A 26,138-nucleotide genomic window follows, 5' to 3' on the forward strand; every position below is an offset into this window, starting at 1 on the left:
ACTATTTTTCTTCGCCAAACCCACTATCTGCAAGGCATTTTTCACATGACCACTTTCATATTTTAACACAAATTGCTCTGAATATTTTATTAATTTACTGAACAATTACGAAAATCGTGTTAAAATTTAAAGTAATTCACGTGAAAGGAAAAAGATAACTTGAGACCAATTCAACTTAATGAAATCCCATTTGAAATAAGAGAATATCTCGGCACCATCCATTCCATCCAATTTCCCATTCAAGGAGATACTTCTGATGTAGGTATTATGGAGAGCAGCGAAGGCACATATGCACTTAAAAGAACCAAGGAGGAATTGTTTAACTCATGGCTGAGTAAAGAAGTTTCGGTACTAAACGTTCTTACAGCGCAAACAGATCTCCCTGTTCCAAAGGTAAATAAATTTGTTGAACAAACCGACAAAAAAGAAAATTGGGCTTTGTTTGATTATATAGAAGGAGAAACAATTAAATCCGCGTTAGAAACCGAAGAAAATCAAGAAAAAAGAATGGAAATCATCTTTAATTTCGGGAAAATCCTTGCTGAGATTCATTCGACACCACCTCCAAAAAGTTTGATGCATAACCAATCCTGGATTGATGATATGTTACAAGAGGCGGAATACAATTTAATCAATTACACAGTGGACGGATCACGAGATTTATTACATGATATAAAGATAAATAAACCAAAAGCACACAAACAAACGCTCATTCATGGTGATTATACGATAGATAATGTATTAGTACATAACGGAAAAATATCTGGGGTAATTGACTGGGGCAGCGGAGCGTTCGGTGACCCGCGGTATGATGTATCGTTAGCAATTCGTCCGAAACCGGGAGCATTCGAAAATGAAGCAGATACACAAACTTTTTTTGAAGGCTATGGAAGAAAGATAATTAGTAAAAAAGACTATGATTACTTTGTCCATGGCATATATGAATTTTTTTAGGAGGATAGCTAGCATGAAAAAATACGTAGCTTTTTTTGTATTATCCATCATCGTGCTTACCGGCTGTACAGATAGCAACGCGGAAGAAAAACAACTTACCATTACAAATAATGTGGTTTCTATTGGAGCTGTAAAAACGCAGCAAAAAGATACTCAAAAATTAACCTATGAAGTTACCATAGGAAATACTGGTGATCTTCAAGTAGTTGGTGAAGCAGATGTCTTACTTACCAAATTGATTAAAGATAGAATTATCGAACGCGAGAATCAAGGAATTAGTTACAGTGGAGATTCTATCACTCTTACAGGAGAAGTGGTCTTTGATACAAAGGGACTAACAAAAAAAGAGTTGGATGAATTTCATCCGTTTGTAAAAGGAGTTCAATTTATCGGTGACAATAACACGGAATATCTTATTGAAGCCTCGGACGGATGATGATAGCTGCATAAAAGTGGTTGTAGGAATCTTAGTAAATTTATCAACGTTTTCTGGGGGAAGGCTATGAACCTAGTAAAATTAATTATCTATTATTTCCTGGGATTCCTGGGCATATGTTGTATTAGCGTGTTTTCGAAGTTTTTGGCGATGGAAGGATTTTCTAATCCGCTCCAGTATTTTGAGTATCTAGGATCATTCTTTATAGACTTATTTAAAAGCGATTCGTGGGTTTATCGTATTATGAGTGACCCCTCGCCATCTGGAGATACGAAAATTATTGCGGAATATCCTCTTTTCGATACACTTTGGGGTGCATTTATCTATTCGATGCAAATTTTTCTTGGCGCGATCATTCTAGGATTTGCGCTTGCACTTTTACTAGCTTTGTTATCTAATTTTTTGCCAAAGCGTCTTTCTGTATTCTTAAAAAAATCGTTAGACATTTTGGAAGCAATTCCTGATGTAGTCATTGCTGTGTCACTGCAAGCGCTCAGCATTTTCATCTTTCAATCATATGGTTTAGATTTGTTTCGTGTTGCAGGTTATGCGGATACTAAGATCTATTTCGCTCCCATTCTCACGTTGTCCATCATCCCTATGATTTCCTTATTTAAAGTTCTGCTTTTTCATATCGAAGAGGAATTTCTAAAAGAATATGTACTTTTTTTGCGAAGTAAAGGCATTAAAAAACTAATAATCCTTCTACGCCACATGTTGAAAAACGTATTAATTACATCCTTTCAACATACAAAGGTGATTATCTGGGCGACGTTATCCAGTCAGTTTATTATTGAATATTTGTTCAATATTCCAGGAATTACTGATGCCATTATTGATAGTTTTACCCCTATGACAATTGCTGTATCACTTACGCTACTATTTACGCCATTTTTTTTCTTTTTTCATCTGATGGAAATGTGGTTATATGATACAGAATTAGTTAACGAAGGAATAGTTGTTCAGGACAAGCGCTCATTAAATTTAGTTGCATTTTTTAAAACGACTCGTTTTACTTTACGGTTAAAGCAACGTGTAAGACCTTTGAAAATCACCCGCTACTTATGGTCTGTGTTGATAGTACATATGAAAAACATTAAATTTGCAATTGGAATATTGTTCTTTGTAACAGCTATCAGTGCAAGTTTTATTTATTCGCTTTCGACGAATGACCATGTAGATGAGGTTTTAACGATTTATGAGGAAGATGGCACAACGATTAAAAGTACACCTATACATCCGCCAAGTAAATTACTTCTGCTCGGCTCCGACTTTTACGGTTATGATCTATTAGACATGCTACTAATTGGAGCAAAGTATACATTATTGTTCGGGTTATTAATCGCTTTTTTACGTGTGTTTATTGGATTCTTGGGTGGGGTTGCATTTGCGTTTTCGCTTAAAACACGACAACAGATTTGGCTGGATAAAATGGCGGACTCTATTCATTTTCTTCCTTTAACCCTAATCGCATATATTTTATTAAAACCTGTTTTACCAATTGGAGCAGGTGATTATTCTACAGCTGACCGGATTATAATTGAGGTTGTTATATTAACTATACTTGTTTTACCTTTAACTACCGTTTTAATTGGGAACGACATCAAGCAGCATCTTCTAAACAAAGAATTTATTATGAGCGCTACGGTATTAGGTGGAAAAAAGCTGCACATCTTATTCCGGCACATTTTACCCCATATTGGACCAAGATTGACTATTCTTTTTGGTCAGCAGTTTATTCAGGTCTTGCTGCTTTTTATTCACTTAGGAGTTGTTGAGCTTTTTTTCGGTGGGACGATCGTTTTAAGCAATGATCCGCTTGGTCCACCTGATAGGTCCGTTACCAGCGAATGGGCAGGACTAGTCGCAGCTTCTAAAGAAGAAATTCAGGGTGGAATGCATATCTGGGCTTTATTATTTCCTTTAATCGCTTTCATGCTAGGCATATTCGCAATGCAACTAATCATAAATGGGGTTAAAGAAGTTCAACAAAGGAAGGTTGGAGTATTGCACAAATTTCCAATGAGAAAAAACTCTAAAATTGTTGAACCTAACTATACTGTTACGAAAGAAAGTTTTGAAAAAATGAGGAGGTTTTAATATCTACCATAGCGCCTCCTCTTCATTGCTTAATTCACACAAGAAAGGAGCCACTGCTAGCACTATTATGAATGTCAAAAACATAAGTCCTGTAATTACGGAAAAGTGAACATTAAATCCTCCAAGAAGAATTAATAGTCCAATTGGTGCACCTAATAACGAATTACGTTTTCTGGTTTTCGCAGAAATATATTGAAGTTCCATACAATTGGTACACTTCTTTTTATTTTTAAAAAGTATTTTAAACGTTTCTTTCCAACTCCATTTATAACTACAATTTTGACAAGTTCGCATTTATAACTTTCCTCTCGTATGTTTACCTGGTTTCGCCCAGATAAGATATAAATACCCTCCCATCGCCCGCTCGCAGCGAGTAATATCCAGGTCGGACTTCTTTACAATCTCAAGAATGTTACGGTCAAAATGACAACCATATTTTTTCAGGTGCCACCTGTTTAATCTCTTTTGAAACCATGCAAGTGCCTGGTTAGCAAATAACCCATGTTCATACAGTAAAATTCCCCCATCCTTCTGGCACCACTTGTTCATCTGGTTTAATACGTAGAGCGGATTGTCATACACACACAATGAACCAGACGATACGATCGAATCAAACGTATTCTCTTCAAAATCTAAACTCTCTACATCAGACAAAACGAAACTTGACTTAATATGTTGCTCTTTAGCAGCTTCCTTCGCTTCTTCCAACATCCTTGGACTAAAATCCACGCCAGTGTAATCAATTGATTTAGGATAAAAGGCAAAATTCATTCCTGCACCAACAGCGATTTCAAGTGTCCTCCCTCGAACATTTGAAAATATCTTTTCCCTCCATTTTTTATCCCTTAAGTTTTCCCTCTGTTTTGTATGTTTTAAGGCTTCTTTATTAAACTTTTTTATTAAATCTTCCTTCTTCAAAAATACACCTCCTAGTTTCGTGAACTATTCAGCTAACATTCATTACACTAATTAGTATGTATTTTTATAAAGGAATAGAAGAAATTTGAACTATACCAGGAAGAAGCAAAATACCAGAATCTTCTCGTATATTTTTAAATGGATAAATGTTTTCGAATTCTGATCAACCAACTCCTATCTTGTTATCCTCAGCAGAACTATTTCTCAATAGTAAAAACATAGATATTCCAAAGATCGTAATTAGTCCGAAAGATAAATACATGTTATAAATACCGAAATGATCGTAAAGAAAGCCACCTATTATGGTGAAGGTGAAATTCCCTAAACCATATGCAACTGTGGAATAAAGAGCTACTGCCGAATTCTTTACTTCTTTTCCCGAGATTTCTACGACATAATGCAGACTTGCCGTTACGCAAAGCGCAAAGGCAAAACCTTGAATAATTGTGCTTAAAAAGACGACAGTTAGTGATGGCGCGAAATAGTAAAGAATGTAACGCAGGGATGATGCTACAGCTGCAATGATCATTACGTTTAACGCCCCAAATTTCCGTATGAAAAAACCGGAAAACTTCATAAATGGAACTTCAAAACCAGCAATCAGAAACCAAGCTAATCCCACGCTAGCCACCGTTCCTCCTAAGTCTATGATATAAAGTCCAAAGTAGGTGTTATTTGCATCCATTGGGCCAAAGGTAAAGAACGTGGCTATTAGGAAAAACGAAAATTTTGGATACACAAGCAGCCTTCTAATACTTTGTTTATCCAGTTTATTTCTTGCTTCTTCTTCTCTTTCTGCTGGCAGTCTGAAAGAAATAATGGCAGAGATTAGTATAGATAGAATGAAGCTATAAAATATAATAGAGAAACTCGACCATTCAACTAGTCTCCCTATAATTACAGCCGCTAATGCATACCCAAGCGCTCCCCATAGACGAAAATCACCAAAATGAGCATTCAATTTTTTTGAATAACTAACGGCAATACTATCGCTTAAAGGATTTATTGCACTAAACGGAATAAATAATAAAACTGCAGCGCCCAGGACTAAGGTATAGCTGGATGAAAAGCTATAAATTAATCCCATCAAAGAAGAAATAAAAAGTGTACACGTCAGGATCAGCTTAGGATTCTGTTTATAATCAGCTGCAATCCCCCACACAGGCTGCATTAAGATACCAACAATTGGACCTACAGCCATTACCATTCCAATTTGTGTCCCACTTAAATTGATTTCATCTTGCAGATAAACGCTTAATAACGGAAACAGTGAACCTGGACCAAAGAATATAAAAAAATAGTAAAATTTAAGAAAATTAGTTTGACTCTTCTGGGTTGTCAACGTGAACTCTCCTTTTCTCTGCAGGTATGTAAAAACTGTTAATTAATGAAATCAGCAATATCAACAATTCTTTGCATAACCGTATCAACTTCCTCGTTATTATTAATAACACATAAATGATCTGCTTCATCTCTTGTTGGTGCTGACACTACATCCGATTCCTGTCGAACAAGTACCTCCTCAAAGTTTAAAGAAGCATTCCTAAATATATTCGTGCTGCGTTGACTTTGGGTAACTCGGTTTTGAAGCACAGTATATGGAATATCAAAATGTACAAGAATACGGATGAAGTTATTTTTATTAAAGAACTCATCGAGCAGATACAAACGGTCTTTCCTGTGTCGGTTAGAGTTGGAAATAATAATATGGAAATCAGTGTTATCCGCAGCATAATTGACGATTAGTTTTGAAATATCGTGCTTTAAGGTATTCGGCCCCTGTTTCGGTGCTAAGTTATTGTAATACGTATTTAAAAATTCAGCATGGTTATCTTGATCCACCACAATAGAATTTTTCAGTTTTTTCTCTAAAGCTCTCGCAAACGTAGTTTTACCGCTATGGGTTTTTCCCACTGTAATAATTGCTAACCTCTTCATAATACAACTCCTTTATAAGAAGGATGGAATTTTTTTAGCACGTCAACTCACTTATTTAAATACAGCTTTAAGTTCATCCGGAACAATTGTTATATCCTGTATGTCATATTTTCCATTCGGAGTTAACGTAAGCAGCACCATTTCGCCATTATCAAATTCCAATAACTCATATGTATGAAAACTTGTACCACCACTCATAATTTCATTTACCTTTTTTAACGTTTCATCTGTAATGTATTGGTTTCTACCCTCCGCGAAAAGTGTTTTGGCCAGTTCATAATTATCAACCCGAACCGCTTCTTTAAAGGCTAATCCCACATCAACAGGACCTTCATTGCCAGCTTCATTAAAAAGAAGAAAACATAATGCTATATTCAAACAAACGGATAATGCGATGACTAAATTTTTGACTTTCATAATTCCTCCCATTATTAATCGGTTTCCCTCACAAATTCAGACCGCAGAATTGCATACTGATACTCATCAACCCATTGGCCTTTTGACCTATAATTTTGTAATAAATGCCCTTCCCGCCTCATACTCAGACGTTCCAATACAGCAATGGACTTGGTGTTTCTAACGTCTGTGAATGCAATTACTTTGTGTTTTTCTAATTTGTAAAATATGTACTCCAATAACGCATGAATTGCCTCAGTCACATAACCGTTCCCCTGATACTCTGGAGCAAGCGTGAATCCGATCTCTACGATACGCGGTTCGTCTAAAAGCGTATGTAGTGCACAATCTCCGATAAGCTGATTCGTCTCAGCTAATGCAATGGCAAACTGAAACCAGGTGCCAGGCTGATTTGGGTTATTTTTCATTTGATTATTAACGAACGTTTCTGCTTGATGATACTGATAATTCTCCCATGATTGAAATCTAGCAACCTCTGGATTAGCCCGATAGGAATGGAAGCTTTCCGTGTCCTTACCATTGAATCTTCTTAACGTTAGACGGGCAGTTCTTTCAAAAACTTGATTGTTTATCTTCATATTAGTCACTTCCTACAGATATTCTTTTATTAAATAAGGTTTATAACCACCACATTGATTCTTCATTATCACTTAATTTGAAAAAGAAAGGAAAAAATAGAAGAAGAAGTATCGTTACAGTGCCACTTATAGCTGCTAATCCCATTAGTAAATTTCTATCTTTAAATGAAATATATTGCGTGGTATTACAGTTTGGACAAGCTTTACCCTTTTTTGAAAAACCAAGCTGCCAAACGTTCTTTCTTTTCCACTTATACTTACAATTCGTGCAATGAGCTGCCACAAAATCCCCCCTGAAGTTTATATAATTATTTTTAGAACGTATCGCTTATCCATAGAATCTTTAAGATTTCTGCACTAACATAAATCAATACAAATGAAAAACACATGATTGCATACTTATAATCAGCAGATTTAACAGATTCAATTCCCCTAACCAAGAACGTAAGAAACGCTACAAACAACACAATTTCCCCATAAATTAAAAAGTGTTGCCGGTCCAGATACACTAAAACAGTACTTATAATTCCAATTATAATAAGGCAAATGTAAAATATAGATAAAGGCTTACTATTAGCGAACTTCAAAAAAACACTCCTTCGTTTTATATTAGCTAGTTGATTTCCCAGCTATACTAACTGCTATACAAATAAGTGTAATACCTAGTATACCCCCAACAAATTCAGCAATAGAAAAATCAGAATCTCTCACAAAACGAATAAGAAATCCTCCGCCAAAAATGATTGTCATCAGTGTTCCTACAGAAAATAATAACCTCTTCATCGTTTCGCTCCTTTGAATAAGATATCTTTAACATCATTTTAATAGAATAAAGAAACTAATAGATTATACATAGAATGAATAATAATTACTGACCAAAGAGAATTCGTTTTCTTATAAATAAACCCAAATATAATACCCAAAACAAAAGTTGTTAGTATGGCATTTAGGATATATGGAAATTCAAACAAACCTTTATACAACCAAATAGGAATATGTATGGATGCAAAGAGTAAAGATGTAATACTATTTGCTTTCCAGAAACTAAAGGACGCCATAAACTTTCTTAACAAAAACCCCTGAAAACAATTTCTTCAATAAGGCCAACCATAATAATGGTATTAAGCCACTCACTAAATCCTATATTAAAATCGACATCATTTCTTAAGACTACAAGATTTAAAACAGCAAAGTAGGTTATTAATGCTAAAGTTAACCAAACCGCCCATTTCAAGCCTTTCTTTACGTTATGATTTAATCCTAAATAAGATAACGGGTTACGCTTTTCCACCATTATGATTATCAAAACCACAGGGATAACCCAAATGATTATTTTAATACTAGCGGAAGTAATTGCTTGGGGAACAGGTTCCATTAAACCTATGTACTGAACCAACCATAATTCTCTGATAGACCAGAAAGCATAGAATAATATAAAATAAATCCAAACATAATATTTAGTGAGTCTTATTAGGGACGCCCCCTTTTTAAATATTTCCTAATAGGCTAATACTAATGTTAACTTCAAAACACCCTTCTTTAATAATAACACAAATATTCAGATTAAATGTTTCAATTCACACAAATGACCGCCAACTCATCAAACAAGTTAGCGGTCATTGAAGTGAATACCTAATGCGGTGCCAATGGTCTTCCAACACTATTTACTTTAAAAGGAATTTTTTCATACTGTTAATAATTCCAACATGAAGATTCTCATGATTCATGTGAAAAACAGCCATATCCCCTAACGTTTCCATAGCTAAAAATGATTCCTTTAAAGGGTCATTCAAGTGACCCTTGCATGCTTGCACAGTATGATTCGGTTGTTCTTCTAACTGCTTAATTATTTCCTCCATTGTAGGCGACTGCTCCGTCCAATCCTGTGGTTTAGTCCCTCTTGCAAACATCTTGTTATAAGATGATGGCGTTTGTATATCCTTATTAACAGCAGGAAGCATCGTGTAGTCCCAACTAACTAAAATATGACCTGCATTCCAGCGGATATTGTTAGTATGGCCGTGCGGAATTTTATCAGCAACTTCCTCGGGAATCGTTTTCAGCATCTCCACTGTCCAGCTGCGCCACATTTTCATCTGTTCAAATATTTGTTCTTCCTTCATCATTTTCCACTCCTTCAATTCAAACATATGAAAAATAGTAAACTTGGATATATATTTCTACCTCTATTAATTAATTTCGACACTTAACCCAGTTTTCCCTCTATAAATAGCTGACGCCTATAATTCAAAAAAATATTTTCAGTAACTTTAAACTTTCATATAGTTTTATTTAGGTCTGATTAATCTTATTAATAAACTTTTCAACCATACGATTGTATATATCAGGTTGGTCAATGTTTGCTGTGTGACTAGCATTTGGGATAATACCAATCTCAATTTCGCTATCGATCTTTAATGTACGTTGCTGCTTCCACCTCGTGTATGTCGTTGCTCCCGTTTAATACTAATGTTGGAGGTTTCAGTCTGCCCAATTCTTTATCGCTAACTGAAGGATAATAAAATGTCATCGTGTATAATACTTTCTTTAACGTATCAAACCATTTTTCCCCATGAAGATCTTGAAAATGTGCAGAAATTTCTTTATCATTCTTTTCAATATTTATGAAGTAATTATATTGATTTTCCATAATGGCTTTTAATTTGTCTGGTATATGCGGTGAATATCCGGTTAGTATAATACCTTTTACCAATTCTGGTTCTCTCTGGGCAATGTGAATGGCTAAGGAAGCTCCTAATGAAAGCCCTAGAATATAACCTTTCCCGTTAATCTTTATTTGCGTTATTAGCCACTCAAGCGTATCCTCAAAATAATTTTCAGATGCGCTTTCTTTGGAGTTGCCATGCCCTGGCAAGTCAAGTAAAATCAACTCGAAATTTGAATCAAAATATTTAATTTGATCTATAAAATGAACTTCAGATGTCCCCATAAATCCGTGTAGCATATAAATTTTATTAATTGCAATCTCCTCCTGTTTCTATTAATCTTTATCACTATTTTAATTTTATATCACTGACTCAATCTTATTATCAGTCTGGAGACTTATTATAAATTGACCAAATGTCTTATTTTGTTTCATAATTTCTCTGCTTAAAGTAAAAAACCGCTAACTTATCAAACAAGTTAGCAGTCACAAATACTCATTACTATAAATTTTTCTTCCCAACAGAAATCTTCAATTCTATAATATATTCTCGCTCAGTAAGGTCTTCCCCGTATTTTCATGCATTCACAAAATCTTTACACGCAGTTTTTCAACCATTTATTTACTAGTCAACGTGAATGACTCCGATTTTCCATCCCATTCAATGGTAGCTTTTATCTGATCGTCTTTACTTGTAACCGCACATTCTGAACAACCTCCACCTGGCCTGGTCATCGGGAATTTGTCAACGCTAGTATTCGTTCTATTATTAACACTAGTACTCCCAATTTGATAGTCGACATATTTAGGAGTTGGGGCATCTCCTATATACTGAATGGTGTATTCCGATAACTCGCTGGTTTTGCTATAAAGATAGGAGTTATATGTAACAGACCAATGTTTACTTTTTCCAGTAAAGGTGAGCTGGGTTGCGAAAAATCGCTTCATTTTCTTTATGTTAGTTGTCTGGAACGCCAATTCTTCCTTGTTAAAAATCAACATAGCAGGATATTTAGTTATATCGAAAATGCTTTCGTACTCATGTGGATTGTCTTCTTTTATAAATTCAGTGGAAATAGAATTAGGATTCGTTCTCCAAATGGATTTCTCGTCTGTGATATCTTCTTTAACAAATTCTGTAATTTGTTCTGGCGCTTCCTCATCCAAAAACACCACAATATTAAAATCGTACTCGTCGGTTGGCTTTAATTTTTCAACAGCTTTTTCTTTTTTTGTCGAACATCCACTACAAAGAAGAAGCAGGATACAGATCGTTAGTATAGATTTTTTCATATTCCCCTCCTAACTATATAACTTCTATATTCCTATAATAAATTCCTTCTTTTCCCAATAAAAAACGACCTCCGCATATAAAGGTCGTTCCCAGTAAGACATTCGTATTCAATTAATTCTTCTCCAGTTTAAACCCAATATCGTTTAAAGCACTTTCCAGGCTAGCTGAAACTTTAATTTTAGAAAATAATACATTGTAACCATTTGCCTGCAGTGCAGTCTCTGGTCGCATGCCAGTAATAATCGGACAAACGCCTAATAACGTAAGCATCTCTGCAAATTGAGAGAGCGACTTGATCACCCATTCATTCATTTGCGTTATAGTGGATAAATCCAGAACGATGTAATCTAATGACATTTCCTGGCTCTTTTTTAATGTTTTTTCAATGATGCTGTTTATACGAACTTCATTTACACTGCCGATTATCGGAAGAATCGCAATGCCTTCTGTAAGTGGAACAATTGGTGCTGATAAATTTTCTATTTCCTGGTCAGCATTATCTAGTTCCAGAACATAGGAAAGCAGTGATGCCATTGTTTCAAACAATGCTTTATCTTCTTCAGAGAAATGAACCAACTCATTATCTAGTCCGCAGATTGTTCCATAATTTTCTCCATTTTCATAGTAGATTGGCATTCCAATGAAACTTCCACCGCCAAGCTCCTTCGTAACATTGAGAAAATTTGAACGCTCATCGGCCTTTATATCCTGAATAACCAAAGCTTCGTTACCATGATCTACACTCAATTTGCAAAACGTGTCATCGAATGGAAGTTCATCTCCCACTTCAAGCAACGAGTCTTTTTTATTAACTACTTTTACAATCTCGTTTGTCGTTTGGTCGTTTTTGGCAATAAATACTGTATTTACATTTAACGATTTAGCAAATAAACTTAAAATTGTATTTGCCGCCTCATCGAAATTCTTCAATCGCTTAATTTGCTGCAGGTTAGTAGCATTACTCATAAAATTAAATTCTCCTCAAGTTGGAATTCGGACAAAACTCGATATCATTCTCTTTAAGTTTAATACATTATACTAATATTAACAATCAATCACTAATAAATGGAAATACTGGTTTGGTATAATCTGATAAACTAGATCATAAGTACTTTAACGTGAAAGGAGTTTTTTCTATTGAAGAAACTATCTATGTCTCAAAAAAATGCTGTAACCTATATCGAAAATCATGCTAAAGCAAATAAAAAAGAAGCTAACGAAACCATAAATCATATCCTGAAAATGTCTAATATTGATGATAAAACATATAAAGGTGCTATAGCGAAATTAAAACAAAATGCCAGGATCGCTCTGCACTTTCATCCAGACCGACCTGATTCGTCTATGAAATCTGTTGCTAAATCCCTACTAGAACAAGGGACATATAAGAGTCAATTTGAAACGCTGCTATCTAATGGCAGTGTATCCGCTTTGCCAGGTGGAGACCGGGACCGCTTTGAAGAGAAAATTTTTGGTGGAGCCTATCAGATAAAGGAGGCAACAAATAATCAAAGACCAAAATACGGCGCACTCCATTTGATGCTTCATCCTGATGGACCTTCACCTCGTTTTGGATCTTGTTATTTTCTACTCTACCCGAATGTTTCAAAGCGTTGCACCTTCACGTATTTGGATTCGTTTGATGATCCTAATGAAAAAGGAACCTACGAAGAATTTGATTCGATTATGGCTGCTCTTTTGACAGAAACATTCACAAGAGATTTTGCATTAGGTGAAAAAAATCTGACGCCATCAAAATTAATCCATCATTTACTGGATAATCTTGAGAAACCATTCGTGGATCCGTCAAACAAAAAGTCTGCCCGCAACCTTAATCATTATATTGAAGCACAGGTACATGGAGATATTTCACTGAAAGAAGATGTGGAAATCCTCGTTGCAGACCCTTCCTTTCAGGGCACAAGTATTGGACAAATCCTTGAGGAATTATGCTCACAGTATTCCATTAAACTATACTGGCATGGCGGATTTGCGCTTCGTTCAGACGAAGTGCCTGTCGATTTCAGAGGACCCTCGATGCCTTCTCTAGCAAAACGCATTGCCCAAAAAGATCTGTTAACCACGAAGATGATAGGATCTGCAGCAATGGACTTGAAACGTAATCCAGACTCTTGGAGCGACCGCGGAACGTATAAAGAAGTACTTCAAGAATTAAAACTGTTGTGGCACGTTTTAGTTAAGTATGGCAAGCCAATGCGCAACTATACTATAAACGGTAAAGTTTAATCATCTTTTAAAAGCTTATATATCAAGCGCTCATTGGCAAGAAGATGCTGCATAAAAAGTTACCATCAGATCTATTTACTTTCTCCTGAAATCACTTGGAATCGTAGCAATCTGATTGTTCGTGACAGTCCAGGAAATGATAGTCGTACTGTCCCGGACGTTCTTTTGCTGAATCTCACGTAATAGATCATGAACTCCAACGCTATTCTGTACTCCGTCAAACATACTAAAAATTTCTTCAGGAGAATCAAATTTAGTATTTGGACATTCTACTAGCCCGTCTGTTGTTAATAAAATATGATTTTCGCCTGTTCGCAATTCTTTTATCCCTGCACTATAACAGGGTACACGCTTATTAAACGTGCTCTCCTGCCCCACCCATTCATAGAAACTTCGATGGTTTTGCTGATACTCACCTAATGCAGCAAGCTCAGGATGATTCAGGTAAAGAATACAGTCCCCAATGGAAAACCACCAAAGATAATTTTCTTTTCTTATCACAAACAGACATGCCGTTTCACCCTGAACGTGTTGACACCTATCTTTGAATGTTTGACTGCAAAGCTTATCTAGTAACATCTCATGTACTTGCCGAAAAGCTTCACCTGTATTCAACTTCAAGCTAATTTGAATGGAGTCCTTCATACTTTCTAGTGCAGCAAGTACAAGTTCAGCACTTTCAGCTGTATTATGTGCATCCAAGATACACGCAAACTCCCAGTCATTCTCCTGGTCACTCCAGATCAGGCACCCATCTTCGTTTTTATGTTGACCGGCTGAAGCGTTTCCCCCGAATCGCCCTAAAATCATGTTGTTTAATTGGACCGTGCTAATCTCATCCACAAAATCCTTTTGACTGCCTACCCATCGATATTCTTTCATATTGGGTCACTCTCCAATCTACTAATTCCAATAAAAGGGGGATAGAATAGAATAAACGTTCTCATTACAAGGAGGAATTATTTTGACATCTGTTCTATTAATAATCGATGTACAAAAAGGTATGTTTACAATGGATACATCAGTTTCAAAAGGAAATCTGCTGCTGGAAAATATAACTAGGATGATTACTTTTGCCAGAGAGCATAACCTGCCCTTGATATACATACAACATAACGGTCCTGCTAATAGCCCTCTCGAAAAAAATACGCCTGGTTGGGAAATTCATGAAGTAATAAAGCCGCAAAATGGTGATATCGTAATCGAGAAACATACACCGGACAGCTTTTATGAAACGGACCTAAAAAATATACTGAACAATATGGAAGTTAACCATTTAATCGTAACTGGTATCCAAACAGAGGCATGCATCGATTCTACATGCCGCAGTGGCTTCAGCTTAAACTATGATGTAACCCTAGCAATTGATTGTCACAGTACCTTTGATAAAGAAGAAATCTCTGCTCGACAAATTATTAACCATCACAACGAAGTTTTACGCTGGTTCGCTGAAACCAAAACGCTTCAGGAAATAACTTCAGCATAATTCATTGATAGATCGTTTTTTCAGCACTTATTTTCACCTTACTTTTCCATATATTTGATTACTGCCATTTCTTTACCGAATCGGTCTCCCTTATCGATAAAGCCTAGACTAGCGTAAAGGTTATGCGCACCCGTATTTTCTGGATGATAGCCTACTACAATTATATTGGCATCTGGTAATTTAGACATCTCGGCAAGCATTAACTTAGTAGCAGCTTTACCTATCCCCATTCCTTGCAATTTTTTGTCTATCATAATTCGGTAGACCCAATACCCATCAAGCTCTTCTTTGACTGAATTGAACATGACAAACCCGACGACCTGTTCATCCAGGTATATCGCAAACGTTTGTAATGTTGGTTCAAACTTCGATTGAGCTATTGAAACAGCATTCGATTCCATGTATGCCGCTTGTTCATCCGACAATTCTAATTCACAGCAATCATACCAATTTTCATTTGTTAATTGTTTGATTTTTACATTTTCCAAGTTCATTTCCTCCTTGTATTGTCTTGGTGCCCCACGATAAAACGATAATTTCAGTATAATCATTGATAGATAATTTTTCCAGTAGCTGATAATATGCATACAAGTAAATGAAAGGACAAGCATAATTTACTGGTAACAAATGCCAATTACTAGTAAACTAATAGATGTATCAATCTTATACTTATGACAACTATTTGAACAATAACTAATTAATTCTGGTCAAGTTAACATTGATGGTAAAATTGATTTATTAAACGATAAAGAGGTGCTTTAATGAAACGAAATAGTTCACCATTTAAAATTGCTGTGATTGTAACGTTAGTGATTGTTGCATTACTAACGGCTTTAGTTGTTTTGAGCAATAATAATTCTGAATCAAGCGATGGAAATACGAGTAATAAACAACCCTCCATTAGCGGACAACCTACAGTAGGGGATTCCGATGCACCCGTAACTGTTGTCGAATTCGGTGACTTTAAGTGTCCTGCTTGTAAGGTTTGGGGAACCGATATCTATCCTAAATTGATAAATGACTACGTTGATACTGGTAAGGTGAAGTTCTCATTCGTTAATGTGCAATTTCACGGTAAAGAGTCCACATTAGCATCACTAGCAGCGGAATCAGTTTATAAGCAAAGCCCGGATGCCTACTGGGAATTTCATAAGGCACTTTTTAATGCGCAGCCAAGCAATCATGACAGTAAATGGGTTACAACTGAAAAAATACTCGAAGTAGCGAGTGGCATACCTAGTATTGATACCAGTAAATTAAAATCAGCTATTGAAAATCAGGAAGCAATGGATGCATTGAATAAAGATGAGGAAATGGTGACTGAATTCGGTGTCGAACTTACTCCAACAATTATGGTAGGTGGAACCATGATTGAAGACCCTTTTGATTACGAGGCAATTAAGCAGGTCATAGAAGAAAAGTTAGAGGATCAATAGTATGAAAACAGCTAATAAACAGCTTTTCTTATACTTTGCTTGGTTGGTTGCTTTAATAGCAACATTCGGAAGTTTATATTTCAGTGAAATTAAAGATTTTATTCCGTGTGAACTGTGCTGGTACCAACGGATCGCCATGTACCCATTAACACTTCTTCTAGGAATAGCTACATTTCGAAGTGATTTGTCTGTTAAAAAATATGTACTTCCCATAAGTGTTATTGGTGCTGCTATTTCCCTATTTCATTATTTAGAGCAGAAGGTTCCAGGGTTTGCCGAAATAAAGCCATGCGTAAATGGCGTGCCATGCACCATGGAATATATCAATTGGCTTGGATTTATTACTATCCCTTTCCTTGCGCTAATTGCGTTTACCTTAATTACAATTTTAATGATCTCCCTGAAATCTCGTGATTAAATACGAAAGATGTGCCGTTCCTAATGAACAGCACATCTTTTTATTTTTACGTAATTAAGTTAGAAAACTATCCCCAGCAGACTACCTGATGCCAACCATTATTCCCAGATAGATGGCGAGAATCATTAACAAGGAGGCAAAGGTTGAAACAAAGACAGATTTTCTAATAGTAGCTGCAAAAAGGGTCACTGCAAGAAATATAATAGCTAAACCAAATAAGACAAAACTATCCACACCTAATGTCATGGTTACATTCAATACTGTGTTGCTTTCTGCTTGCTGATATCTATTAAGTATCTCTCCATCATAAACTGCTTTAAAAAGTGGAGAAGCTCCCTCTGTCTTTAGTAAGCTGTAAATTTGGTGCGGTGGCCATGATTGTCCCATAAAGGCCGTCAATCCAAAAACGATTAATGCATATACACTCTCAAGCCGCGCCCACTTCAAGGGGTTGTAGGATTCCTGTCCATACTTCCTTCTGAAAAGAAATCCGTTCGTAAGTGCAAATAGCACCAAAGAAAGGATGAAAATGTGTTTTACTAATAGAGATTGTCCATAATTGACGAGGAGGCTGTTTTGGTAGTCTTGAACAATTGACGCATCAGGAGCATCATACGAATTTATGTCAAATTTCATGATGAAATACCCAGCCACAATCGTTATGGTAAGACAAGTCAATGCTACAGGTGTAAACCATCTCAGAAATGCCAGCCAGTTCGTTTTATTTTTTGCAAACCAACTTACGATAAAAAGAATACCAATCCAAACGACAACAGAAAGAAAATGCAGTGTTTGAAAAATAAATCCTTGCCACTCGGTAATCGTTGCAGCATGGCTGGAACGCGTATAACCAACAAGCATCAGCAGGCTAAGAACCAACGCCCATACAAGTAAATGCCGCTTCTCTGTACTGTTTTTACGTAACAATACAATCATTAGAATGACGGAAACAATGGTTATAAACAACCATGATTTTCCGATTTCAAATGTGAAGATAACATTTTTTAAAACAAAAGCTAAGTCCATATTAGCAGCGAGGATACTGGCCGTTTGAAACACTGGGAAAAATGCTGCGACAGGAATTAAACCAACAGCTAGAACCAATATTTTTTTGGGTATAAGTATGAGCGGTTTTTTATCCTCAGGAACAATAAATAAAATTAAAGAGCCTATGAGCACAGAAAAACAAATGTATAAGATAAATTCAGCAAATACGACATAAAGCATTAAAATTCCTCCTACTTTTTACGTTTACTGAAGACCAGCCAAGCTACCAGCACTAGTGTTGCACCTACTAAAAAGATGATTATTCCATTTATAAAAGGTTCATTATTATCTGTACTGCTTCGCTCCTCAGATGCATTTTGTTTGTCAGGGCTGCTTTGGTCTTCATCAGTTGTTGTTTGTTCATCTTGATTTGAAGTATCATCTTTTTTTGAACCTGTAACGGTGAAGGAATACGTACCTTCAATCGGATGTCCGTCCGCCCCAACTATATTCCAATTGACTTTATAGGTACCTGGATTAATTGAATCTTGAAAGGTACCTTTTATAACATCGTCATTGATCTCGAGAATTTTTGGTTCGAATTTGGTCCCTTCATCATTTATCAAGAATAAGGAACTGCCATTTTCAACCTTCGTATTAAAATCTAATTCTACCGTTTTTATCTCTTCTTTGATAGTCGAACCTGCCTCTGGAGTTGCATTCTCCAATCCGGAATGCGCATTTGCAACGGCAGGGATAATTAGTGTCAATACCATAGCAGCGCATAATAAAAAGCTCATTTTAATCTTAACCATGTAATCTTCCTTTCATTTTCTTCTAGTTACCTGCAATCATAACAGTATTTCAGTATCATGACTTTCTCTTTCCGCAACTGTTCGGAATTTGTCAAAATAAGTATGTATAAAAGCCCCCGTCTTTTTGACAGTGGCCATTTTTTATCTCACATAAAATACTCACTTCTTTATCTGCATATATTATCATATGCTCATATTATGTACGACCTTAAGTGCAAGTCAAGTTGTACTAGATTATTTTCACGATAATATACATAACTAAGACATTACTGAAGGAGCGATATCATGAGTTCAGCATGGGTAATTGGCGCGTTCGCTTCTGCACTTGGTATTGGTGTCGGCGGTATACTTGCATGGATACTGAAGGGGATGCAACAGAGATTTGCCTTTATTTATGCGATATGCGCAGGAATGATAATGGGATTACTATTTTTAGAAATGATTCCTGAAAGCATTGAATTAGGCGGATGGGTTGTTCTGGCTATAGGAATAACAGCAGGAATCGTATTATTTCTGCTGATTCATCGCCTTATGGATAACATTATTATTATTACTAATAGTGCCCAAAAGGATGTATTTGTTCGTTCTGGCGTCCTCCTCACCATTAGTATTGCGATTCATAATTTTCCTGTTGGCATGGCGCTTGGTCCAACAATCGGAACAGAAATTGGAAGCATGATGGTGACGACACTTATTTTACACAATATACCAGAAGGGATAATAATCTTTACCCCTTTGTTTCTAGCCGGATTTGGCATCCTAACCTGGTTATTGTTTACTGCTATACTAGCAGTTCCGATTGCTGCAGGTGCCTTAATCGGACAACAATTTACCATCGGCATTCCTTCCATAACTGCTTTTTTGATAAACCTTGCGATCGCTATTATATTCCTGGTAGCCATAAAAGAAATCGGAAGTCAGGCCATCAAAAACTCCTCGATTTTTTACGCAATTGGCGTTGGAATGATTGGGTTTGGTTCTATTTATATTTATCTATATCTAGTAAGTTAAGCCATACTAACTGACCAGGTTTCAGGCTACAGTAGAAAATGTAAAAAAAACTATTTATCAGTCGAATTCACTTCTCGCTTAGCAATTTTCACATTTTCAGTATGTACACTTTTTATTCCTTCAAAAAAGGTGAACCGTTTCCGCAAATAGTTCTCTAAGTCATTGTCTTCTTGCACTAATTCATTTAAATAATGTTTTGATACATGCAATCTGTTATTTATTTCCTCCAGCTTTTCTGTAGTGGATCCATGACCAGGAACATGCACGTGTATATCATGCTTCACTAAAATTTGCTCAGCTGTCTTCATCGTAGTTACATAGTCTTTGTAACTACTGAATATAAATGGGAACTCTACATCTGATAAATAATCACCTGATAGAAAAATGCCATATGGTTCAATAACTGTAAATAAACCATCATTGGTATGACCTGTTGCATGGTAAAACGTTAAGGTTAGTGGACCTATTTCTAACTTTTCTCCTTCATCTGAAACGATAATATCAACGGCAGGATATGTTGGTGTATAGTTTCGCTGTATATAATTTCCACTATCAAACTTATGTATTTTCTGCACCTTTTCTTCCTTGTGAGGATTGGGATTGTTAACGAATTGTTTTGACGCAATAACTTTTGCATCCGGGAATGCCCCCGCACCAATGATGTGATCAAAATCACTATGCGTATAAATAATATACAATTGCTTGTCACCTAAATTTTCATTTATATAGTTCTTTATTTCTTCCACTTCATTTGGCAACCAGTTCGGATCTGTCATAATAATCGCTTCTTCGGAATTAATAATTGCCGAGGTGGTCATATATAATGAACTTTGAAAAACAGTTATATTCTCTCTCTCAAATTGAATCATATTAATCTTCTCCTCTATTACATATTTTTTTCTAAATAGGACTTCGCCATGAAATAAGCGTTTACTGAGCTATATTTGTTCTACTTCAACCTTCCACCATTTCTCCGACCATCTCTTCCTTGAAACTCTATCTTTATATTTATCTAGCATATTCTCTTTTACAAAATGAGGCGTTGGTCTTACTTTCATATGTAAAGCATCATCCAGGCCATGTGGTGCCACGAGTTTCAAACTGCCATTTTGGTCTAATTTCAGTCCAAGCGAAGTAGCTGTTTCTGGAAATTTCGATATCGCATCCACAGAAGATGTGTAAGGCGCTACTCCATTCACGGTGTGCATTCTCGCCTGGTTTTTTACGGACCAGGGAACAGCCTCACGTATTTGCTTCAATAATTTTTCCAACTTCAGGTCTTCCATTTCACTTTGATTCTCTCCATCAAAATAAATAACGTCTACATCGGGTAACTGAGTTGGTGCTGAAAATCCATGTTGGATATCCCAGATTTTCGATCGAACGAATCCAGCACAGACCCACCAGTCAGGCAAATCTAATGATTCGACAATTCTCAACACAGACATCATTTCGCGGTCCTGGCTCACTAGTTCCAGAAATTCTTCTTCCGTATTTATAATCATGGCCGCTCCCCTCCTTGTTTCCTATCGCGTTATTGCCCAGGAAATTATTGCCTTTTTATTGACTTTATTTTACCAATCTATAATTTTCAATTTAATTAGTCTTTTTTAAATATACCATAAATTACATTCCCAAGCCTTGTAATTTTCTGTTTATTTATATGGACAAAATTGTTCCTATTGGTATATATTTATACTACAACACTGAACGGCAAAAAAGATCGTTAAAAGGAGGAAAAAGAATGGATTCCAAGGAAATGACAGTAAAGGTGGATGGACCTGATTTGATTATGGAGCGCACGTTTGATGCACCACGAGATGTCTTGTTTAAGATGTTTTCAGATTCTGAACACTTGGCCGCCTGGTGGGGGCCAAAGGGATGGGATACGGAAAATCAAAGGTTTGAATTTTATCCTGAAGGCGTTTGGCATTATTGTATGACATGCAACGATGAAAGCCAGGGAGAATTTTACGGTCAGCAGTCTTGGGGAAAGGCAATTTATAAAAACATCACGGTTCCTGAGAAGATTGAATATCTGGATGTATTCTCTGATGAAGAAGGCAATACATCTGATATGATGCCACCAATTGACATTACCATGACCTTTCACGAAGAAGATGGAAAAACAAACATTGTTTTCATCTCTAAATTTCCTTCTGAAGAAGAGTTGAACAAAATCATGGAAATGGGAATGATCGAAGGATTTTCTTCTCAAAACGAGTGTTTGGATGAATACTTGAAGAGTCAAGTTTAATCCGTAGCATGCAAAAAACGCTTGGTTACTAATCCAAGCGTTTTTTGATACGAATGTAAGATTCTCATTCACCCCTATTAAAGTGGTGGATTTTCCACACCTAAATGAATCCAATCTTCTTTTGGCGGTCCATAAACTCCAAAAGGTTTGATTCCAGCCTGACGCATAAGAATAGTAACTTGTCCGCGATGATGAATAATGTGCTTGATTAATCCCATTAAAATTTGAGCGTTTGTTTCTTCCCTGCCAAATGCAGTTTGCACTTCCTTCAGCGTTCCATCTGTCCATTGTTCTTCAATGACTTGGGTTGCATAAGTACTTATTCCTTTAAAGGCTTCAGCAATTTCTTTAGCAGAGTTCGGGACATTATCTGTATGTTCTACTGCATCTACTTTCAACCCGAAATGAGCTAGATATTCTGGGATATTTGTTGTAAAATGCCAGACAATTCTTCCTAGCGTACGCCCTCCTGGGTATACTTGCTGCTTTAACGATTCATCTGTCAAACCCTCTAAAACATTTTGTGTTAATAAGGATTCCTTGTTCCATTCTTTAATGAAGTCTGAAACTGTTACATACATCTATTTTCCCTCCTTACTTCCGCCAAAAGGTTGAACAGTCTTCTTTATCCTGAATATTAAACTCAACTATTTTCTGCAGCAATTCATAATTCACCGTTTGATTCCACTTAATCCGAAACAAGCCTTTGGTAGAACTGTATCCTGCTTCTGCTATATCATCAGCAAAGCGCTCCATGGCTGCATATTCCGGCGCCACGCTTACATGCTGTTTCGCCATATCAATACCAAGGATAAATGTGCCGTGATCAGTAAACATTGGTGTATTCCATTTGATTTCCGTTTCTAAATTCGGGAATTGTTTCGCAATCCAAGTAAAAATTTCCTCTAAGCGTTCTCGGTGGTCGGGGTTATCAATACCAGCTAGGTATTCTGGAAAAACTTTCATGTTATACCCACTCCTTTATTATAGATTACCTTCTACAATAGAGTTTACCATAGTTTAATAAACAAAAGAGGCACTTCCATTTCGAAGCACCTCTTTCACATTTATTTATCTATACTATTTATCATTTTTATTATACTTTCGCTCACTCTGGGAGGCGTCTTTTGATTTCGACTTTTTCTTTTCGTCATCCTGTTCAATCTTCAAATCTTCCATCGGAATATCATCCACGAAAAGCTGTTCTTTATCTTTGTCCAGCTTGTTTTGTTTTTCAATATGATCATTATTATTTTCTGATGACTTTTTATCATTATTTTGCATTGTTTATTCCTCCTTTGGCCGTTTAGAGCCTTTATCCTTAATCACTCTATTGTAAACATTGGAGGCATAAAGTATTAAGCAGCGGCATTCCTTTTAACAACCCACGTAACAGCAATCAAGTACCCTATTATCGGCGATGTTCCGTATCCCATGACTGGCATGGGAAAGTTCCCAATGAAGGTTACCGCCATCATCATTAGAAAATAAACGCCTAACGATTGCGAGGCGATCGATACATTACCCAAAACAAAGAACGGAATTACTAACAGTACGAGAGACAGAGTCCCCAAGATCAACATGCCCGCTCCCATATCTGCAACTAAAAAGATAATGTCTTCTACATAAGCGACAGGTGCTAGATTATCGAGGAAAATCCATGAGAGGATAACCGCAATGGCTGAAAGTGATAGAATCAATACCTTTAGCGTCTTGTTAGTACCTTGCTTCCACAGGATTATTGCAGCAGCACATGCAAACGCGGTTACTTGCCCAGCATCTGGCTGAAGCAGCAGTATTACCAATACGATAACGGTTAGACTTACTACATAACGTTCATGGTGTTTTACTGATAATTTCCATAAATAGATAAGTAATAGAGGCAAAAAGATACTTGCTACATAAAGATTTATTGGTCCAACAGCTAACCACCGATGAATGCCTTCTATACCACTAAACCCAAAAGGGAACAGTAATAAAGCTAGTATGATAATAGCCGGAATGAAATCATTTTTACTGCCATGTTTTTTTCGGCTCCGAATTAAAAATGCACAGCTAACAGCAGTGCCTAGAATCCAAATCAGTATATTTTGAATCCAAATACTTGACGAAACACCATACGAAATCATTGCTAGTGTCCCAATAAGGATGGAAGGCAGCATCAATGCATATGGCATGAAATCTTTTAATCTAATTTTATGCATGATTATTAGTCCTTTAATTGATGTAGTTTGTATAGCGTATCTACTAATTTACGTTAGGTAATCTTGAGCGTACTCAACATTAAAAATTTCACTTTCCTGCAAGAACTGATTTAACAAGTAAAGGTGCCCTGCACCATACAGCACAAAAATTCTTTCATGATCCGATGTTACCAAATCCACTAAGTTTTTATAGATAACCATATTACGAAAATACCAATACTGCGCAGTCCACATTGCTCCTATATGCATATTTTCATTCCCTATAAGGGCAAGTTTCATATACATACTATGGTTAGATTGTACATTGTTCCGGTCGTTAAGCCAACGTAAATATTCTTTCATGGTATGACTGTTAAAATATCTCTCGGACTCTACTTTCATCGCTTGTCCTTTAGCCGCTACCTCATCAAATCGCTTAGAATTATTTTCACTAACCCACTCGTCAACTTGAGGTACATCTCCGTTCTTATCGTTCCAATCGACAGCAAATAACTCTTTATGGCCAGATTCCTTAGCTAGTTGAAATCCAAATTGATGTCTTTCGTTTGCTATAAGTTGAAATTCTCCTGCTAGATAAGCCTTATACTCCTGATTAAGTTGAGTTTGATTTTCTGTTAATACTTCTAATGCTACTTTTGTAGGATTATATTTTAGCAGACAATTTATTGCATGTTTAATTTCCTTCTGCCTCTTTATTGTATGGATATTTTTAGTTTGAGGCATAACCAAATCACCATTATCAGGGTTATGTAAATGGTCTGTACCAAGAATTATTATTGTTGGTTTACCCTTAATAGTAATCTCCCCCCATTTAAATCAATTTCTACCTCATAACAACTGAACTGGTTTTTCTATCTAAATTATGCTTTTCTCGTTTTTCTCCAAGTAATAATAGCTAACACAACGATAAGTATCGGAATTAATGCAATCAGCCTGAACCCGTTATTGGCACCGTTGAAATAATAAGCTATCGGCAGGAATGTTACAGTGCTGATCAATAAACAGACCCATGAACCCTTAAATATTCCATACAGGAAAGTGATAATGGAAACTATAAATGAAACCTGCCACAGAAAAACAATCCAATTAAATGTATCCATACTATCCCCCCTACCCTGTTAATTTGCCTGCCCTTATTACGCTAACGGTAGTGAAAAACATTGCCGCGATAGAAAATACAACCCAGTATTCGTTATCAAAACTTGCTGCTAGTATTGCGATTGCTCCGAGTATGAAAGATATAATAAAACCAAGCATCGACTTTACATCTTTTAATACGTTCCAATTCATTCTATGGTCCTCCATTGTCACTCGCTTTTTTTCGACAATAGTTCATCCAACTTTTCTTCCACTCTTTCCAATCGCTTTTGTTTTTTGTTACTTTTGACTGTAAACGAAATCACGCCTATAACTGTTGTTATAATCATTAATAGAAAAACTAATTGGATAATAATGTCGCCTATATAAATTCCTCCTATTGCTGATAACATTTTTAACCCCCTTCATTATTAAATAAACTCTCGATTCCTGGAAATATTAATTCAGTTTACATCCCAGCGTAACTTCTCCAAAATCACATAATCTTTGGATTTAGATACGGAGACATCATGCTTTTCAGCAAATCTAATTAGATTTTCATGGACTGTTTCCGGTTTAAAATCGATGACCCGGATACCTAATCCTTTTTTTAGTTGGATTGCGGCCATTTTTTGAGACCATCCCGTTCTTTTAAATTTCATTTGAACAATTTGGTCAGGAGAAATTTCTTTCTTATAGATACATATATGGAAGAACATAATTCTATATTCTAAATGATCATTTATTTTGAAAGTAAATCGAATAATAGCTAGAAACAGCATTATGAGAGTTAAAGAGACAAAGTATAAGGAAAATCTGGAACTTTCATTGATGGCATTCAGTAGAATTACAAAGAAAAACAAATATAATGGATTTTTTGACATAGAATGATAAACCATT

General features: G+C 36.1%; 38 protein-coding genes. 9 read left to right on the top strand and 29 right to left on the bottom strand.

Annotation, left to right across the window (positions count from 1 at the left end; genetic code table 11):
• Positions 1 to 159: 159 nt before the first annotated feature.
• The 3 genes from VBD025_RS16430 (at position 160) to VBD025_RS16440 (ending at position 3,490) form a co-directional block, all read left to right on the top strand.
• Positions 160 to 954: a phosphotransferase family protein gene (locus tag VBD025_RS16430; RefSeq protein ID WP_430787428.1), complete on the top strand. Its 795-nt coding sequence runs from the start codon at positions 160 to 162 to the stop codon at positions 952 to 954.
• A gap of 13 nt (positions 955 to 967) precedes the next feature.
• On the top strand, positions 968 to 1,390 hold the full coding sequence (locus VBD025_RS16435; protein ID WP_430787430.1) for a hypothetical protein: 423 nt from the start codon (positions 968 to 970) through the stop codon (positions 1,388 to 1,390).
• A 66-nt stretch (positions 1,391 to 1,456) separates the two neighbouring features.
• Positions 1,457 to 3,490, top strand: coding sequence for an ABC transporter permease subunit (locus VBD025_RS16440; protein WP_430787432.1), 2,034 nt, complete (start codon positions 1,457 to 1,459; stop codon positions 3,488 to 3,490).
• Positions 3,491 to 3,493: 3 nt separating this feature from the next.
• On the opposite strand, the gene VBD025_RS16445 is transcribed toward VBD025_RS16440, so the two are convergent.
• The 14 genes from VBD025_RS16445 to VBD025_RS16510 all read right to left on the bottom strand — a co-directional run bounded on the left by VBD025_RS16445 (position 3,494) and on the right by VBD025_RS16510 (position 12,266).
• On the bottom strand, positions 3,494 to 3,784 hold the full coding sequence (locus tag VBD025_RS16445) for a TIGR04104 family putative zinc finger protein (RefSeq protein ID WP_430787434.1): 291 nt from the start codon (positions 3,782 to 3,784) through the stop codon (positions 3,494 to 3,496).
• Positions 3,785 to 4,408 carry a class I SAM-dependent methyltransferase gene (locus VBD025_RS16450; RefSeq protein WP_430787436.1) on the bottom strand — a complete coding sequence of 208 codons (624 nt, stop codon included), beginning with the start codon at positions 4,406 to 4,408 and terminating at the stop codon, positions 3,785 to 3,787. It abuts the gene before it with no gap.
• A gap of 163 nt (positions 4,409 to 4,571) precedes the next feature.
• Entirely contained in the window at positions 4,572 to 5,750 is a 1,179-nt protein-coding gene (locus VBD025_RS16455) for an MFS transporter (RefSeq protein WP_430787438.1), read from the bottom strand.
• Positions 5,751 to 5,788: 38 nt separating this feature from the next.
• On the bottom strand, positions 5,789 to 6,346 hold the full coding sequence (locus VBD025_RS16460) for an AAA family ATPase (RefSeq protein ID WP_430787440.1): 558 nt from the start codon (positions 6,344 to 6,346) through the stop codon (positions 5,789 to 5,791).
• A 51-nt stretch (positions 6,347 to 6,397) separates the two neighbouring features.
• The gene (locus VBD025_RS16465; protein WP_430787442.1) at positions 6,398 to 6,763 is read right to left on the bottom strand and encodes a hypothetical protein; all 366 of its coding nucleotides are present in this window, start codon (positions 6,761 to 6,763) and stop codon (positions 6,398 to 6,400) included.
• 14 nt (positions 6,764 to 6,777) lie between these two features.
• Complete coding sequence (locus VBD025_RS16470) at positions 6,778 to 7,341, bottom strand: GNAT family N-acetyltransferase (RefSeq protein ID WP_430787444.1); 564 nt, start codon at positions 7,339 to 7,341, stop codon at positions 6,778 to 6,780.
• Positions 7,342 to 7,381: 40 nt separating this feature from the next.
• A complete protein-coding gene (locus tag VBD025_RS16475) occupies positions 7,382 to 7,624 on the bottom strand; it encodes a hypothetical protein (protein ID WP_430787446.1) in 243 nt (80 codons plus the stop codon).
• A gap of 326 nt (positions 7,625 to 7,950) precedes the next feature.
• Positions 7,951 to 8,124, bottom strand: coding sequence for a hypothetical protein (locus VBD025_RS16480; RefSeq protein ID WP_430787448.1), 174 nt, complete (start codon positions 8,122 to 8,124; stop codon positions 7,951 to 7,953).
• A gap of 38 nt (positions 8,125 to 8,162) precedes the next feature.
• Positions 8,163 to 8,399, bottom strand: coding sequence for a lysostaphin resistance A-like protein (locus VBD025_RS16485; RefSeq protein WP_430791466.1), 237 nt, complete (start codon positions 8,397 to 8,399; stop codon positions 8,163 to 8,165).
• Between the two features lie 8 nt (positions 8,400 to 8,407).
• Positions 8,408 to 8,635, bottom strand: a complete 228-nt coding sequence (locus tag VBD025_RS16490; protein WP_430787450.1) for a hypothetical protein — start codon at positions 8,633 to 8,635, stop codon at positions 8,408 to 8,410.
• A 370-nt stretch (positions 8,636 to 9,005) separates the two neighbouring features.
• Positions 9,006 to 9,467, bottom strand: a complete 462-nt coding sequence (locus VBD025_RS16495; protein ID WP_430787452.1) for a DinB family protein — start codon at positions 9,465 to 9,467, stop codon at positions 9,006 to 9,008.
• A gap of 278 nt (positions 9,468 to 9,745) precedes the next feature.
• On the bottom strand, positions 9,746 to 10,306 hold the full coding sequence (locus VBD025_RS16500) for an alpha/beta fold hydrolase (RefSeq protein WP_430787454.1): 561 nt from the start codon (positions 10,304 to 10,306) through the stop codon (positions 9,746 to 9,748).
• A gap of 318 nt (positions 10,307 to 10,624) precedes the next feature.
• Complete coding sequence (locus VBD025_RS16505; RefSeq protein WP_430787456.1) at positions 10,625 to 11,299, bottom strand: hypothetical protein; 675 nt, start codon at positions 11,297 to 11,299, stop codon at positions 10,625 to 10,627.
• Between the two features lie 112 nt (positions 11,300 to 11,411).
• The gene (locus VBD025_RS16510) at positions 11,412 to 12,266 is read right to left on the bottom strand and encodes a GAF domain-containing protein (protein ID WP_430787458.1); all 855 of its coding nucleotides are present in this window, start codon (positions 12,264 to 12,266) and stop codon (positions 11,412 to 11,414) included.
• A gap of 186 nt (positions 12,267 to 12,452) precedes the next feature.
• Between VBD025_RS16510 and VBD025_RS16515 the strand changes: the two genes are divergently transcribed.
• Positions 12,453 to 13,547 carry a DUF3626 domain-containing protein gene (locus tag VBD025_RS16515; protein WP_430791468.1) on the top strand — a complete coding sequence of 365 codons (1,095 nt, stop codon included), beginning with the start codon at positions 12,453 to 12,455 and terminating at the stop codon, positions 13,545 to 13,547.
• Positions 13,548 to 13,622: 75 nt separating this feature from the next.
• On the opposite strand, the gene VBD025_RS16520 is transcribed toward VBD025_RS16515, so the two are convergent.
• The gene (locus VBD025_RS16520) at positions 13,623 to 14,429 is read right to left on the bottom strand and encodes a protein phosphatase 2C domain-containing protein (RefSeq protein WP_430787460.1); all 807 of its coding nucleotides are present in this window, start codon (positions 14,427 to 14,429) and stop codon (positions 13,623 to 13,625) included.
• Between the two features lie 82 nt (positions 14,430 to 14,511).
• On the opposite strand from VBD025_RS16520, the gene VBD025_RS16525 reads away from it, so the two are divergent.
• Complete coding sequence (locus VBD025_RS16525) at positions 14,512 to 15,033, top strand: cysteine hydrolase family protein (protein WP_430787462.1); 522 nt, start codon at positions 14,512 to 14,514, stop codon at positions 15,031 to 15,033.
• Positions 15,034 to 15,071: 38 nt separating this feature from the next.
• Here VBD025_RS16525 and VBD025_RS16530 read toward each other — a convergent pair whose 3' ends face one another.
• On the bottom strand, positions 15,072 to 15,527 hold the full coding sequence (locus tag VBD025_RS16530) for a GNAT family N-acetyltransferase (RefSeq protein WP_430791470.1): 456 nt from the start codon (positions 15,525 to 15,527) through the stop codon (positions 15,072 to 15,074).
• A 267-nt stretch (positions 15,528 to 15,794) separates the two neighbouring features.
• Between VBD025_RS16530 and VBD025_RS16535 the strand changes: the two genes are divergently transcribed.
• Both VBD025_RS16535 and VBD025_RS16540 read left to right on the top strand, forming a co-directional pair.
• A complete protein-coding gene (locus tag VBD025_RS16535; protein ID WP_430787464.1) occupies positions 15,795 to 16,469 on the top strand; it encodes a DsbA family protein in 675 nt (224 codons plus the stop codon).
• A gap of 1 nt (position 16,470) precedes the next feature.
• Positions 16,471 to 16,887: a disulfide oxidoreductase gene (locus VBD025_RS16540; protein WP_430787466.1), complete on the top strand. Its 417-nt coding sequence runs from the start codon at positions 16,471 to 16,473 to the stop codon at positions 16,885 to 16,887.
• Between the two features lie 81 nt (positions 16,888 to 16,968).
• Here the strand turns inward: VBD025_RS16540 and VBD025_RS16545 are convergent, their stop codons facing one another.
• Together VBD025_RS16545 and VBD025_RS16550 are read right to left on the bottom strand one after the other, a co-directional pair.
• Positions 16,969 to 18,114 carry a copper resistance D family protein gene (locus VBD025_RS16545; protein WP_430787468.1) on the bottom strand — a complete coding sequence of 382 codons (1,146 nt, stop codon included), beginning with the start codon at positions 18,112 to 18,114 and terminating at the stop codon, positions 16,969 to 16,971.
• A gap of 11 nt (positions 18,115 to 18,125) precedes the next feature.
• Complete coding sequence (locus VBD025_RS16550; protein ID WP_430787470.1) at positions 18,126 to 18,689, bottom strand: copper resistance CopC family protein; 564 nt, start codon at positions 18,687 to 18,689, stop codon at positions 18,126 to 18,128.
• A 285-nt stretch (positions 18,690 to 18,974) separates the two neighbouring features.
• On the opposite strand from VBD025_RS16550, the gene VBD025_RS16555 reads away from it, so the two are divergent.
• On the top strand, positions 18,975 to 19,700 hold the full coding sequence (locus tag VBD025_RS16555) for a ZIP family metal transporter (RefSeq protein WP_430787472.1): 726 nt from the start codon (positions 18,975 to 18,977) through the stop codon (positions 19,698 to 19,700).
• Between the two features lie 50 nt (positions 19,701 to 19,750).
• Here VBD025_RS16555 and VBD025_RS16560 read toward each other — a convergent pair whose 3' ends face one another.
• On the bottom strand, positions 19,751 to 20,569 hold the full coding sequence (locus VBD025_RS16560) for an MBL fold metallo-hydrolase (protein WP_430787474.1): 819 nt from the start codon (positions 20,567 to 20,569) through the stop codon (positions 19,751 to 19,753).
• Between the two features lie 69 nt (positions 20,570 to 20,638).
• Complete coding sequence (locus tag VBD025_RS16565; RefSeq protein ID WP_430787476.1) at positions 20,639 to 21,205, bottom strand: nucleotidyltransferase family protein; 567 nt, start codon at positions 21,203 to 21,205, stop codon at positions 20,639 to 20,641.
• A 239-nt stretch (positions 21,206 to 21,444) separates the two neighbouring features.
• Here VBD025_RS16565 and VBD025_RS16570 point away from each other — a divergent pair, with 239 nt between their 5' ends.
• Positions 21,445 to 21,957 carry an SRPBCC family protein gene (locus VBD025_RS16570; protein WP_430787478.1) on the top strand — a complete coding sequence of 171 codons (513 nt, stop codon included), beginning with the start codon at positions 21,445 to 21,447 and terminating at the stop codon, positions 21,955 to 21,957.
• A 77-nt stretch (positions 21,958 to 22,034) separates the two neighbouring features.
• Here VBD025_RS16570 and VBD025_RS16575 read toward each other — a convergent pair whose 3' ends face one another.
• The 9 genes from VBD025_RS16575 to VBD025_RS16615 all read right to left on the bottom strand — a co-directional run bounded on the left by VBD025_RS16575 (position 22,035) and on the right by VBD025_RS16615 (position 26,137).
• The gene (locus VBD025_RS16575) at positions 22,035 to 22,538 is read right to left on the bottom strand and encodes a DinB family protein (RefSeq protein WP_430787480.1); all 504 of its coding nucleotides are present in this window, start codon (positions 22,536 to 22,538) and stop codon (positions 22,035 to 22,037) included.
• Between the two features lie 13 nt (positions 22,539 to 22,551).
• Entirely contained in the window at positions 22,552 to 22,923 is a 372-nt protein-coding gene (locus VBD025_RS16580) for an iron chaperone (RefSeq protein ID WP_430787482.1), read from the bottom strand.
• A gap of 114 nt (positions 22,924 to 23,037) precedes the next feature.
• Positions 23,038 to 23,241: a hypothetical protein gene (locus VBD025_RS16585; RefSeq protein ID WP_430787484.1), complete on the bottom strand. Its 204-nt coding sequence runs from the start codon at positions 23,239 to 23,241 to the stop codon at positions 23,038 to 23,040.
• 74 nt (positions 23,242 to 23,315) lie between these two features.
• Positions 23,316 to 24,161: a hypothetical protein gene (locus VBD025_RS16590; protein WP_430787486.1), complete on the bottom strand. Its 846-nt coding sequence runs from the start codon at positions 24,159 to 24,161 to the stop codon at positions 23,316 to 23,318.
• A gap of 48 nt (positions 24,162 to 24,209) precedes the next feature.
• Positions 24,210 to 24,884 (bottom strand): DUF5694 domain-containing protein, encoded by a 675-nt coding sequence (locus VBD025_RS16595; RefSeq protein WP_430787488.1) that lies wholly within the window; start codon positions 24,882 to 24,884, stop codon positions 24,210 to 24,212.
• 137 nt (positions 24,885 to 25,021) lie between these two features.
• Positions 25,022 to 25,261: a hypothetical protein gene (locus VBD025_RS16600; RefSeq protein ID WP_430787490.1), complete on the bottom strand. Its 240-nt coding sequence runs from the start codon at positions 25,259 to 25,261 to the stop codon at positions 25,022 to 25,024.
• Positions 25,262 to 25,271: 10 nt separating this feature from the next.
• The gene (locus VBD025_RS16605; protein ID WP_430787492.1) at positions 25,272 to 25,451 is read right to left on the bottom strand and encodes a hypothetical protein; all 180 of its coding nucleotides are present in this window, start codon (positions 25,449 to 25,451) and stop codon (positions 25,272 to 25,274) included.
• A gap of 17 nt (positions 25,452 to 25,468) precedes the next feature.
• Positions 25,469 to 25,651 carry a hypothetical protein gene (locus VBD025_RS16610; RefSeq protein ID WP_430787494.1) on the bottom strand — a complete coding sequence of 61 codons (183 nt, stop codon included), beginning with the start codon at positions 25,649 to 25,651 and terminating at the stop codon, positions 25,469 to 25,471.
• 51 nt (positions 25,652 to 25,702) lie between these two features.
• Positions 25,703 to 26,137 (bottom strand): hypothetical protein, encoded by a 435-nt coding sequence (locus VBD025_RS16615; protein ID WP_430787496.1) that lies wholly within the window; start codon positions 26,135 to 26,137, stop codon positions 25,703 to 25,705.
• Position 26,138: the final 1 nt, after the last annotated feature.

It is taken from the genome of Virgibacillus flavescens, assembly GCF_050574275.1.
GTDB lineage: Bacteria > Bacillota > Bacilli > Bacillales > Amphibacillaceae > Virgibacillus_F > Virgibacillus_F flavescens.